The organism is Burkholderia sp. BCC1988 (assembly GCF_905339895.1).
GTDB lineage: Bacteria > Pseudomonadota > Gammaproteobacteria > Burkholderiales > Burkholderiaceae > Burkholderia.
On record NZ_CAJPHA010000011.1, the window covers coordinates 25,357 to 38,197 of the forward strand.

The 12,841-nt window shown below is 57.1% G+C and carries 9 protein-coding genes and 1 pseudogene; 4 read left to right on the forward strand and 6 right to left on the reverse strand.

The genetic code is table 11. The annotated features are described in order from the left end of the window. Window positions 1-176: 176 nt before the first annotated feature. Window positions 177-1,829, reverse strand: coding sequence for an acyl-CoA synthetase (locus U4012_RS17270; RefSeq protein ID WP_321800237.1), 1,653 nt, complete (start codon window positions 1,827-1,829; stop codon window positions 177-179). Window positions 1,830-1,994: 165 nt separating this feature from the next. Beyond that, window positions 1,995-3,389: an MFS transporter gene (locus U4012_RS17275; RefSeq protein WP_321800239.1), complete on the reverse strand. Its 1,395-nt coding sequence runs from the start codon at window positions 3,387-3,389 to the stop codon at window positions 1,995-1,997. A gap of 470 nt (window positions 3,390-3,859) precedes the next feature. On the opposite strand from U4012_RS17275, the gene U4012_RS17280 reads away from it, so the two are divergent. The 3 genes from U4012_RS17280 to U4012_RS17290 all read left to right on the forward strand — a co-directional run bounded on the left by U4012_RS17280 (window position 3,860) and on the right by U4012_RS17290 (window position 6,929). After that, a complete protein-coding gene (locus U4012_RS17280) occupies window positions 3,860-5,104 on the forward strand; it encodes a hypothetical protein (RefSeq protein ID WP_321800241.1) in 1,245 nt (414 codons plus the stop codon). A 172-nt stretch (window positions 5,105-5,276) separates the two neighbouring features. After that, complete coding sequence (locus U4012_RS17285; RefSeq protein WP_321800243.1) at window positions 5,277-6,299, forward strand: pyridoxal-dependent decarboxylase; 1,023 nt, start codon at window positions 5,277-5,279, stop codon at window positions 6,297-6,299. A 30-nt stretch (window positions 6,300-6,329) separates the two neighbouring features. Beyond that, entirely contained in the window at window positions 6,330-6,929 is a 600-nt protein-coding gene (locus U4012_RS17290; protein WP_321800245.1) for a GNAT family N-acetyltransferase, read from the forward strand. A 176-nt stretch (window positions 6,930-7,105) separates the two neighbouring features. Here the strand turns inward: U4012_RS17290 and U4012_RS17295 are convergent, their stop codons facing one another. Next, on the reverse strand, window positions 7,106-8,362 hold the full coding sequence (locus U4012_RS17295) for an alginate lyase family protein (protein ID WP_321800247.1): 1,257 nt from the start codon (window positions 8,360-8,362) through the stop codon (window positions 7,106-7,108). Window positions 8,363-9,132: 770 nt separating this feature from the next. On the opposite strand from U4012_RS17295, the gene U4012_RS17300 reads away from it, so the two are divergent. Continuing rightward, the gene (locus U4012_RS17300) at window positions 9,133-9,831 is read left to right on the forward strand and encodes a GNAT family N-acetyltransferase (RefSeq protein ID WP_321800249.1); all 699 of its coding nucleotides are present in this window, start codon (window positions 9,133-9,135) and stop codon (window positions 9,829-9,831) included. 143 nt (window positions 9,832-9,974) lie between these two features. Here the strand turns inward: U4012_RS17300 and U4012_RS17305 are convergent. From U4012_RS17305 to U4012_RS17315, 3 genes and pseudogenes are all read right to left on the reverse strand, one after another. Then, window positions 9,975-10,310, reverse strand: a pseudogene (locus U4012_RS17305) (integrase catalytic domain-containing protein); the annotation flags it as partial. Between the two features lie 481 nt (window positions 10,311-10,791). Next, window positions 10,792-11,193 (reverse strand): NUDIX hydrolase, encoded by a 402-nt coding sequence (locus tag U4012_RS17310; RefSeq protein WP_321800250.1) that lies wholly within the window; start codon window positions 11,191-11,193, stop codon window positions 10,792-10,794. A gap of 532 nt (window positions 11,194-11,725) precedes the next feature. Continuing rightward, window positions 11,726-12,829 carry a porin gene (locus U4012_RS17315; RefSeq protein WP_321800251.1) on the reverse strand — a complete coding sequence of 368 codons (1,104 nt, stop codon included), beginning with the start codon at window positions 12,827-12,829 and terminating at the stop codon, window positions 11,726-11,728. Window positions 12,830-12,841: the final 12 nt, after the last annotated feature.

A 12,841-nucleotide genomic window follows, 5' to 3' on the forward strand; every position in this document is an offset into this window, starting at 1 on the left:
CGTGACGGTATGTTGCACGCTTGTGAATTTCGCTCCATGGTGAGCTGGTCGGATCTGAGAGTACGATAGAACCGTTTCAGGACGACGTCGGCTGCGTCTGGATCGTTGTCAAATTGGGCCGGGTGGGGCCGGCCCCGGAAGGGGGGACGTGTCCGTACCCCTTCGCCCGTACCGTGTTACACCGGGTTCCCGGCCAGATCGATCGCTTTGCCGGAACCGACCGATTCGCGAAGCTGAAACTTCTGGATCTTGCCGGTCGCCGTCTTCGGCAGCTCGCCGAAGCGCACGACCTTCGGAATCTTGAAGCCGGCGAGAAAAAGCCGGCAATGCGCGATGATTTCTTCTTCCGTCACCACCATCCCGGGCTTCAGCTCGGCGAATGCGCACGGGACTTCTCCCCATTTCGAATCGGGCATCGCGACGACTGCCGCGACGGCCACTGCCGGATGCTGGTATAGCGCGTCCTCGACTTCGATGCTCGAGATGTTCTCACCGCCGGAGATGATGATGTCCTTGCGGCGGTCCTTGATACGGATGTAGCCGTCCGGCGTCAGTACACCAAGATCACCGGTATGGAACCACCCGCCGCGGAACGCCTCGTCGGTCGCCTTAGGGTTCTTCAGGTAGCCCTTCATGCAAAGATTGCCGCGGAACATGACCTCGCCGAGTGTCTCGCCATCGGCCGGCACCGGCGCCATCGTGTCGGGATCGAATACCGTCGCGCCGGCTTGCAGATGGTAACGCACCCCTTGTCGCGCGTTGAGGCGCGCGATCTCGTTCTCGTCGAATGCATCCCACTGCGCCTGCTTGGCGCAGACGGTCGCAGGCCCATAGACTTCGGTGAGACCGTAGACATGTGTCGCATCAATGCCGATTTTCCGCATCTGGGCGATCACAGCGGGCGCGGGCGCCGCGCCGGCAACCATCGCGTGGATGGTATGGCTGATCCCGTCGCGCCACTCTGCAGGTGCGTTCGTGATCGCGCTATGGACGATCGGCGCGCCACAATAGTGCGTGATGCGCTCGCTTCTGATCAGTTCGAACACGCGTCGCACGTCGAAGCGCCGCAGGCAGACGTTGACACCGGCGCGAGCCGCCACGGCCCACGGGAAGCTCCAGCCGTTGCAATGGAACATCGGCAGTGTCCATAGGTAGACTGCGTGCTTGGGCATATCCCATTCGAGGATGTTGCTGATCGCGGCGAGATACGCGCCTCGATGGTGACAGAGAACGCCCTTCGGATCGCCGGTCGTGCCCGAGGTGTAGTTCAAAGCGATCGCATCCCATTCATCATCGGGCATCCGCCATTCGAATGCCGGCGCTCCGGCCGCGAGGAATGCTTCATAGTCGATCGCATTCGCGAAGCGGTCCGGGTCGGCAGGCATTGCGTCTGCGACACTGACGATCTTCAGTCCTGGAATTTCGAGCGCCGCACGGTGTGCGAGAGCCGCATATTCGGTATCGACGATCAAAACCTTCGCTTCGCTGTGGCGCAGTATGAACAGCACCGCGGGAATATCGAGCCGCGTGTTGATGGCGTTGAGCACGGCACCGGCCATTGGAACGGCGAAATGCGCTTCGATCATCTCGGGGATGTTCGGCAGCAGGGCTGCGACGGTGTCGCCGCGCCCGACGCCGACCTGCGTAAGGGCGCTGGCGAAGCGCCGCGTGCGTGCATAGGTGTCGGTCCATGTGCGGCGTAGGTCACCGTGGACCACGGCGGTGCGGTCACCATATACCTCGGCCGCGCGCACAATGAAATCGACGGGGGTGAGCGGGACGTGATTTGCATCACGACGGTCAAGGCCTTCCTCGAATTTGTGAATCATGTTCAGTCTCATTGAGGGGCCGCGGATTGAGCGGCCCGTATGATATGGAAATGCCGGGACAACGCGTACTGATCGTCGACTCGCTGTAATCGAGCAAACACATCGCCCATTTTGGCCATCGACGTCGACTTGCCACGACACGGTCTGGCCAGGCCAGGCGAGTGGCTAGACAGAGACTTCTTCAAGTGCGCGTCCCCGGGTTTCGACACCGAGTGTGATCACGGCGAGCGCCGCGATCAGGAATGACGCGGCTCCGATCGTGAACACACCGCGTTGGCCGGCGAGCGGCAGGACCAATCCGATCACGGACGGCCCGAGAAGCGATCCAAGCCGCCCGACGGCTGATGCAAAGCCTGCGCCCGTTGCACGCACACGGGTCGGGTACAGTTCGGGCGTGTAGGCGTACAAGACCGACCACATACCGAACAGGAAGAACTGCATACACATCCCAACCGCGATCAATTGTTCTACTGGCGTGTGCGTCGTGGCGGCCTGGCCATAAAGATAGGCGAAGATCGCACTACCCGTGAGCGCCAGCACGCAGGAGAACTTGCGGCCCCAGTCTTCCAGCAACCATGCGAAGACGGCGAATCCGGGAATGCCCGCTAGCGAGATGGCGACCGTGTAGATCACCGACTTCGTCGCTTCGTAGCCGGCGTTTTGCAGCAACGCGCTCAACCAAGTCGTCAGGCCGTAATAGCCGAGAAGCGCAAAAAACCAGAGTGTCCAGGTCATCGCGGTCCGCCGCGCGTAGCCGCGTTTCCACAATTGCGCGAGACTTGCCCGGCCCGCCGGCGCGGGTTCGTTCGTCGTCGCCTGCGTCACCGGCTCGACGGCAGGCAGGGCGTCCGTGCCGAGTGCGGTCTTCACCTTGGTTTCGATTCGAGTAACGACCTCGTCGGCTTCGACTGTGCGACCGGCGCTTTCGAGCCAACGCGGTGACTCGGGGACGCAGCGACGCACCACGAAAACGAAGACTGAGGGGATCGCCAATACGATGAAGATTCCGCGCCAGCCGACTATCGGGAGCAGGAAATACGCGAGTGTGCCGGCTGCAATGAAGCCGATCGGCCAGAAGCCCTCGAGTAGCGCGACGTAACGTCCGCGATGGGCCGCGGGGACGATTTCGGACATGATCGACTGCCCGATGGGAAACTCCATTCCCATGCCAAATCCCAGCAGGATGCGAAACGCCATCAACCATCCGATGTCGTGTGCAACAGCGCATAGCAGACTGCCGATACCCCAGAAAATCATGCTCACCTGGAACACGGGTTTCCGGCCGAAGCGGTCTGCCAGTACCCCAGCGATCGCGGCACCCGCGAGCATGCCGACGAAGCTGGCGCTTGCGAGCATCCCTGCCTGCACGGTGCTCAAGTGGAATTCGGCTTTGATGGTCCCAAGGACGAATGTCATGATTCCGAGGTCCATCGAATCGAATAGCCACGCGGTGGCAATCACCGCGAAGATGGTTCGCTGAAACCGCGTAATCGGCAAGCGCTCAAGGCGGGCAGCGATGCTGAGCCGGCCGACGACCAAGTCATGTGAAAGTACTCCCATTCGGACGCTCCGATTCTAGGTGCTTTGTTTTAACGAGATGCTGGATGTAGGTAACGATTTGAGTGAATTGTGTTGTGCTTGATATGTGGTGGCGTTTGGAATTAAAAGATGGTGGATGCACTGAAATATTTTACTAAATTGGTTTTTCATCAATGCAACAATTGTCAATTATTGTGGGTATATATTTGGACGAGTGAGCGGGATGTGCGTGATCATTGCATGTCATGCCGGAGTGTGGCGACGGGATGAGAATGTCACGAATCGTCATGTCGAATTTTAACAATTATTGCCTTGTTCGTTGGAGGCGTCGGCGCGACGATGCAAGCGTCATATCGGCATGAGCAGTTTTGCGGGCGGGGCGTGTCGTGGAGGCGTCAGGTCGCCTGGCATGGAAAGGCTTGCTGCAAATATGTGGATCTCCATAGGTTGTGTTGGGCTGGTGCGCATATTCAACATGGAGGGGATGAATCATGAGTCACTCGGAATATTCGACCCGCTATCCGGTCTATGGATATCAATCGGACATTCGATCGACATACGCGGACCTGCCATGCCAACCATTCTGGACATGGCTCACCGGTAAGGCGTTGCGAAATTCCATCGAGGATGGTTCGTCAGATCGTCGTATGACGAGTTGGGAGTTTTTCTCGCTGGTGATCCTCAATTATGTCGTGATCGCTTTGGGTATCGGATTGGGATGCTGGGTATTTACAGCTTCGGTATCGTTGACGGTAAAAGTCATCGCTTCGCTGGCACTGATCGTGACGATAGTTAACCGTCAGCTCAACTTGGCGCACATGTTTCATCATTTGGCGCATGGTGTTGGAATGAACAATCGCGCACAGATGCAACGCTATTTCGAATGGCTGGTGGGCGTGCCGATTCTTCATGCGCCATTGGCTCGCTATAAGGGGACCCACGTACGGAATCACCATGGGCGAAAATCCTTCTGCACCGATGCGGACCCTGACCAGCAGATCATCGTCAGACATGGACTGTACAAAGGAATGCCGGAGCGTATTTTTTGGCAGCGCGTCGCATTTGCGCCGTTTCATCCCGCTCGCCTGTGGGAGCACGTCGCGGCTTGCCTGCGGCAAAGCTTTGTCGATGCATCGTGGTCGCATCGAATCGTGTGCGGCCTTGTGTGGATCGCATTGGTAGTGGGCGTCGTACACTGGAATGCATGGAAGGCATTTGCCTTCTATTACGTTTTACCTCTCGTCGTCCTGGTTCCCCATTCATCGTGGTTGCAACACGTGACAGAGCACTTGTGGTTTGCCGATCGATCGGAAGGAGCGTCGGTTTCGGTCTTCTACGGGCATCTTAGCTGGGGACGCTTTCTTGGCAGACCCTATCCGGGCGCGTCGAATGGCCCCCTTCGGGCGATCGAGGTGTTGTGGTGGTGGCTCAAGGTCGGGTTGGTCGACATTCCTTTGAGACTCTATGTTTTCGCTGCGGATCTCTCGAGCCATGATTTTCATCACCGGCATCCTGACGTTCCACTCATTCATGTCTCGGCAGCGCGTGCCGCACACGAGGATATGCCTTCTTCCTACGGTCCTATGACGGAAACATGGGGAATTGTCGAATGTTTGTTGATTCAGCGCGACCATATATGCCGGGGTATCGGAGATCCATTCGGCATTCTCGAATGGGAGCGTCAAACTGTCGGGCGAATGGCGGCGGTGCAGCGAGAGGCGGCTCTGTACGACTGAGTGATGAGTGGGCATTTTGGGGTAATGAACTACGTGACGGAGATGAATAGTGCTGAGCGCGGAAGATCGAGCTTTGCTTGAGGACTTGTACCTGTCACTGAGGCGCGAGAATTCCGGTCGTGCCGGTAGTTCGTATGCGAGGGGATTCGACTACAGTGGAATATCGCAATTCTTGAACCTGCCGAACCATAACTTTCAAGATTCGGGCGTGGAGAGTTCGTGTGCACTTCGGATCGAGCGATTTGAACGTGAAGCCGTGGAGTTCTTTGCGTCGCTCCTGAGAGCGCCAAGTGACGATTGCTGGGGAGGCGTCACCGGGGGAAATGGACAAGGAAATCTGTACGGCCTCTATCTTGCTCGCGAGACTGTTGGGCACGGTATCGTCTATGTAACGAGCGAGATTCGCGATAGCGTGATGCGCGCACTGCGTTTGCTGAACCTTCGATCCATAGTCGTGCGCACGCGACCCAGCGGCGAGATGGATTACGAGGACCTCGAACGGCATGCCCGGCGCAACAAGGGTGTGTCCGCCATCGTTGTGGCGAACGTCGGCACGGCATGGACCGAGGCACGCGATGATGTAGCCAGCATTCGCGAGACCCTGCAAATTGCGGGCGTGCGGAACGTCTTTGTTCATTGCGATGCAGCACTCTCGGGGCCTTATGCACGCTTCATCGATCCGTCGCCACGGTTCGATTTCGCGCATGGGGCCGACTCCATTACTTTCAGCGGGCATCGATTTCTCGGTTCGCCCGTGCCGTGTGGGGTTTCCCTGACTCGGAAGCGTCATGTGGTCGAGCATTCCGAGCGCCACTTCGCGTCGCGCACGGCCTTGTTGGGACCGGCAAGCGCATATGCGGTCCTTGTCCTTTGGTCCGTGAGTCGTTCGCTTGGGTGGTGCGGCATTCGGGATCGATTCCATCAATGCGAAGCACTCGCGTCCGACACGGTCGAACTACTCAATGCAAGTGGCAGTCAGGCCTGGAGAAATCCCGGCGCGCTCACCGTCGTGTTTCAGCGGCCGGATGACGCGCTGTTGGCGAAATGGAGATTGTCAGCCCGTGGTGACCAAGCCCATCTCGTCGTGACGCCTGGAACCGGCAGATCGCAGATCGAGCGCTTCATTCGGGAGCTTTCCCCAATCAGCGGCCGTACGCGATATGCCCCAATAGTTGAATCAGCCTGCCTTGAGTAACTGAAGTCTGAAAATGAAGGAGACGACCCGATGTCCTACGCTATCGAACCCATCAGTGCGTGCAGCGCGGAAGCGGTGACCGCGATTCTTGCTTCGTCGTTCTTTGACGATCCGATTGTGCGCTGGATGTACCCTGAGCCGGAACGCTACGAGCGGGAATTTGCGAACTTCGTGATGTGCTACGGGAGCGATCCATTCACTCGCGGTAGCGGTGCGTATCACGTTGACAGCCATCAAGGCGCGTTCACGTGGCTGCCCTCGGGCGTGCATCCTGACCCGGATGAGCTCGAATGCTTTTTTCTCGACTCTGTTTTGCCGTCGAGAGGCAGTAATGCACTCAAGCTGTTCGAGATGTCCGGAAGACATCAGCCGAGCTATCCGCACTGCTACATGACTCTTCTCGGTATCGATTCTCGGTATCGAGGGCGGGGTTTCGGATCGGCGTTGATGTCGTATGCGTGCGAACTCTGTGACAGCAAGGACGAAGCAGCATATCTCGAATGCAGTAATCCGAAAAATATTCCGCTCTATGAACGGTTTGGCTTTGAACTCCTTGGAAGAACCGAAATCGACGATTCGCCACCACTTTTTGCGATGTTAAGAGTCCCGAGAGCGCGTGCCAGAAAGTGAGCTGATACGTGTGCTTCGCGGTCACGAGATGCTGCCGTGCGGAGAAGCCATTCTGCAAGCTTTACCGCGCGGCAGATTCAGCGCTTGGACACTGTGCGTCGTCTATTTCGCGCGAGGGCGCCTCATGATGCTGTTCGTCTACGCGAAGCACCACGTTCGTGTGTCTAGATCGAGCATCAACGAATGGAATAGGTAAGGGTGCCGTAACCAAGCTGATCAAATCCGCCGCTGTTGGGCCCATAATCCCCGCCGCCCCCTTCGGGGCGTACCATCTGAGTGAACGCCGAAAGACCGGGCGCCTTCAGTTTCTTAAAAGCGACATAGTGGTTATAGAGCAGTTCCCAGATCGGTCGGATATCGCCACGAGCGGCGGGTGAAATCGCGGGTTGCGTGACGTCACTATTGCGATAGGTCGAATAGGGCACGTCGTGGCCGAGGTTGTATCGGGCAACGTACTCCGCCCCCTTCAGAACGCGATTGTCGTCGTACCCGAACAGATCATCGCCTTCATTCCATGCCATTTGACAGAACGCACCCAGCAGAGCGATGTCCAGCATCGAATGGCCCTGATCACGTCCGCTTTCCTGAACTTGTCCCAACCCGTCGGGGTACAGCTTCCATATGACATGTTGGATCGAGCCATTACCCTGACCATGCTTGAAATATTCGACGGCTTCGGAATAGATGTCGCGACGGTCGGTCAGGACGCCGATCGCAATCATTGAAGCCATGTTCGCGAGGTCCCAGTTTGCCCAATAGTGATCGATATTTGTACCGTTATGCCGCGTAAGGAAATCGTGGTTCATCGGATAAAAGACCGCGAGCATCATCGCCTTGAATCGTCCGAAATCGGCCGCATGCCATTTGGGCCACGTACGAAGGATTTCGGCGGCATTGGCCAATTCGTATCCATAGATTCCGGAGGCAAGAAAGCGATCGGAGCAACCATCGATCGCCGTCAGTTGACTCGACCATGCGTTCAGAATGTCGACCGCCTTGCTCGCGTATGCGTCATCGCCGGAAAGCTTCCATCGTACGGCCAGTGCATAGGCGGCAGCCGCATCGTTGAATAGCAAGGCGTAGTTTTCCGCATGCTGTGGGTTCCTGCCTCGATAGATGACCGACTGGGCGCGTGACGCCCAGCTGAGCGTCGCGTGGCGGTTGGAAGTCAGTTTCTGCCATCCCTGCACCCAGGGCTGACGCCCTTTGGTCAGGTTTGTCTTCATGCGATCGAAATCCTGCGCGGTGTGAAGCAATCCTGGATGGACGAAGGGTTTAGTCGATGATCTGGCAATGGAGCCGGGCGCGTTCGATGTGTGGTCGTTCATTCGGTCGCGCTGCTGTGGCGCGGTCGTAGCGCAGGCTGACAGTCCGCTTGCGCAGACGAACGCGAAGGTTGGCAAAAGCAAGTTGAATCGGTTGTGAAAAAGCATGGGTTCTGAAGTCCTAACGAATGATCTACGCGCAGCCAGGAGCGATTACCACATCAAGAAACGAGCGACGCGAGAAATCATTGACGTCGATGCGTCGGTCGTCCGTCGTTGAGCGTTGGAAAGCTTGGGAGTAGGTCATCGTGCTGTCGCGGCTTTTGCCGCAATTAAATGGACGCATCAGAACCCGGACATGCCGCCGAGAAGGGGGTAAGCGTGGGAAACGATAGCTGCAGCACGCGATACCGGCAGGAGCGCCGGAACGATGCTAGTCCGAGGCCTGTTGGTGTGCAACCGCACCAACTGCTTGAACGCGCCGATAGACGCGCAGCGATGCGCGGCTGAAAATTTCATCTTTGTCGAGATCTTGAACCGCATTCAGTAGGCGAGCGTCAACGTCCGATCGTCCCGCGCATGCCAGATCGATTGTAGGCAGTACCAGATGATCGAGCGGACTCGACTGAATCATGACGTTCGTCGATGTTGGCGCAGGTTGTAGGAGTGCAATAGCAGGGAAGCAATATTTTGTGAAATTGATCGATCGGGAAGGTAACAATAATTATTGACAATCGTTGCATTGAAATTGGACGTGTGGAGGGTAAAGTTCGCCGGTAGGCTGAGAATCAGGAGATCGATTCATAGTTCCATGGTCGACATGATGTATGTGATTTTTAGATAATTTTCTGGACTCGACCGGATATGAAACGCGCTTACACGAGTGCATAAAAGTGTTTTTTGATAATTCGTTTCCACTTCAACATAATGAGGAACGTATGAAAGCACGAATTGCCGTGGCGGCAGACATGGACGTAGTCAGCCAAACGTTGGGGGCAGGCTTCTTTTACGATCCGGTAATTTCATTTGGGTTTCCAGATCTGCAGCGGCGAACCGCAGCACTTCCAGGTTTCTTTCGGATATATGCGGACTTGGCGTTCGAGCGTGGAACTGTCTGGATGTTGGGTGACGGCGCGGCCGCAGCGCTCACGTTCCCGTCGGATGTGCTTGACCTAACCGACGACGAAATGGCCAAGATTGACGGCCGATTGATGGATGTGTGCGGCCAGGACTATGAGACAACCCGGGCATTTCTGGACGGCCTAAGCGAAACTCATCCACATGGACCATTTCATCAGTACACCTTATTCATTGCAGCGAGGCCGGAATACCACGGCAAAGGTGTAGGCGCGAAATTGGTGAACCATTTGCACGACACGTGGAGTCGACAAGGAACGCCCGCATATTTAGAGGCGTCGAGTCCTCGGTCACGCCTCTTCTACCTACGCAATGGCTATCATGACGGAGGGCCGGCAATCCAAGTTCCCGGATGTCCGGAGCTATATCCCATGTGGTGGAACTTGAAAGACGCTCCGGTGAAGTCGATGGGTGCACTGGATTCGGTTCGTGCGACATCATTGACCGTTGAGCCGAAAGCTGAGTGCGCGACTGCAGATACCGCTCCCTCGACGGAATGAGCGGAGACAGGTGCTCGAAGGCAATTCAAGGCGATGTCACTTCTGCATCGACCCGATAGCGTAAAGCAGAGGAGGGGGGAGGTGAGTGGGTTGGTGAACGTTACCAACAAGCACGCTGCCTCTCTCGGCCTTACCCCGCTGAGTACGCCATTTTCGTATGCCCATTTGTCGAGCGCCTTCGAAATGAATTCGCTGCCATTGTCTGCCTTGATATAGCGTGGAAGCCGACGATGCTGCGCAAGCCGGGTCAGTGCGGCGACAACGTGCTCACCACGCAATGAACCGTCGACTTCAATCACCAGGCATTCCCGCGTGCAGTTGTCCGCGATCGTGAGCAAGCGCCGACCATCAAACAGCGCGTCAGCAACGAAATCCATACTTCAGATTTGGTTGATTGCGCTCACGGACTGATTTGGCTGTCGGCGCCGGGCCGACTTGTTCCGTCGAGGTCGTTTGCGGCACAACGAAAGCCCCAGTTTCCCTTGTCTCTAGGATAAAAGAGAACTCACTTGCCGGATGGCTACAAGAAGCGTCTCCGGTCACTGCGATGAAAAAATGCGCCAGGTGTGAGCCTGGCGCGAAACACAGTGATACGAGGACGCTCCATGCCTGGAGCGTGGACCATAGTACTTACCTCGCCGCTTAAAGGCGAATCAACAATTGTTAGTTCGGTGCCGAAGTGTTCGTCTACTCCGAGTGGCATAACTTGTTCATCGCCGGATCACGCATCCCGTCGGGATGCAAGGAGCGCGGCGAACGCGAGCGATCTAGCTGGCGGGCAGCGAGGGGGTATCGACTAATGCACCGCTGCGCCAAAAGATAAGACGCGCCGGGAGTGTGGCTATATTTGGTCGGCGCCAACGCGTCATGGCCACGGTGTCAATGGTCGGTGCACCACGAGTCATCACTAGCGCGAAAGTATAGGTGGGCTCCATCCGTCAAATCGCGACTTGAATCAGATTAGGCGCGCCAATCGCGACCGTAGGTCAGCTCGATGATCTTCTTTGTGGGAATACTCGCCCGCAGTTTGGCGATGGCGTCTTGACGGAACAACTTGCAGTGGGCGATTTCATTACTCGCCTGCGGTTTCAGACCCGGTCCGAGTTCACCCACAAACACATGATGCAACTTTGATAAACCGCCAAAGTGCATTGCATATACGAGATCCAAGTCAGCCAGGCCTGTTTCTTCCCACAGCTCTCGATGCGCTGCTTGTAGAGGTGTTTCGCCGGCCTTGATTGTCCCCCCCGGCAATGCCCATCGCGATGCCGTGCGTGCGACCAGTAGCATGCGCTGGCCTTGCCGGCAGACAATCGTTGCGCGTTCCTTGATGCCTGCATTATTGATTTCTTGGGTGCTCATGGCGGCTGATAATCGAGAATTCTATAATATCGCGATGCGACGATCCGGGTACGGTCTGAAACCGATGTGATGAGGTTGCGTCTCCGGTCCTGGGATGTGGTGTGGACGGGAGCGCAATCGATCGGGGCCGCATTCCGGTCGTAGGTCGACTACCCCTGATATCGGGCGATTCCTATTCTGGTGGCGGCACTGCCGTTTGCCCAGGGAGATATGGGAACCGTCGTCGGCCCTCTCGCGCACCTCGAACGAGCAAAAAAAGCCGGCATGTCCGATGGGACATGCCGGCTCCGAGCCGGGCAGGGAACTACCCAGTGACCAGCTAACGGCCGCGGGGAAGCGGTAGATAGCGATCAAATTCTGATCTGGCGCGATACAACGTACCAGTCAACAATTGTCAAATCGGTTGAGCAGGTTTTTGTTGACGATCGTTGACCGCGTGTGGAGAAAAGATGTGCGATGCCCTAGTGGGCATCGCACCAAAGCGCACTTTTCGCATCGCGCGGAAGACGCTGAATCCCTTATGTCAATCGACTCAGAACAGATGCTGGATGCCGGCGTAGACGCCCGTCTGGCTGTGGCCAGGTGTCGGATTGTCGTTGTAGCCGCCACCGGCGATCGGACCGCCCGCGCCGGCTGCATTCGATTCCAGCCCGAAGTTTGCATTCTTGCTATTGCGAACCGTCGCAATCTGCATGTCGAACAGCGTGCGCTTCGAGATGTTGTACGTGCCGCCAACCGTATAGATGTTGGCGTTACCGCCGCCATGGTTCGCGTTGACGTGATAGACGGCGCCCGTCAAGGCCGCGGCCGGTGTGGCCTGCCACGTGACGCCGCCCCAGACTTGTTGCGTCGACGTAATACCGTTGTTGGCGGTGGGCGCGCCGTTCGCGTGCGACGCCTGATAGGCCGCCTGCAGTTTGAATTGTCCGAGGAATACGTTTACCCCGGCGAAGTATTCGCGGGAATAATTGAACACGTCGGAGAACTTGCCGTTCACGTCGCGCGCTTCGTCATAGATGCCGCGAATCTGGAAGTACGGGTTCGTGTAGGTCAATTGCAGACCGTCGGCGCGACCTTGAGCGGTCGTGCCGTTACCATTCCAGCTCGTTGCGTTCGACAGCGAATACTGACCATAGACGTCGAAACCGTAGAAGTTCGGCGACTGATACGAAATATTGTTGCTGGTCTTGTTCCAGTTGCGGCCGCGCACGAGCGAGCCGGACGACCAGGAAGTTTGACCGAGCGGATCGAAGTCCCACAAGCCGTTCGAGATCGACAACTCGCGGCCAAGCAACAGGGTGCCGTAAGAGTCATTGGAAAACCCGACCGTCGCCCAACGATCCCAGATCGAGCCGGCGCCGCCGAGACCACCGTTCATCGCATTGAACGAGCCTTCGAGGTGGAAGACGACCTTGTTTCCACTGCCAATGTCCTCGGAGCCTTTCAAACCCCAGAGACTGGTACCCCAGTCGCCGCTCTCGGCGCGCCAGCGGCTCGTCGAGCCGCCGTGACCGTTGGCGATGCCGCTCATGTATTCGAGGCCCGCGTCCAGACGGCCATAAAGCGTGACGCTGCTTTGTGCGTGGGCAACGATGCCGGCGGACATCAATGCGGCGGTGAGCAATGCTTTTTTCATAATGAACTCCAA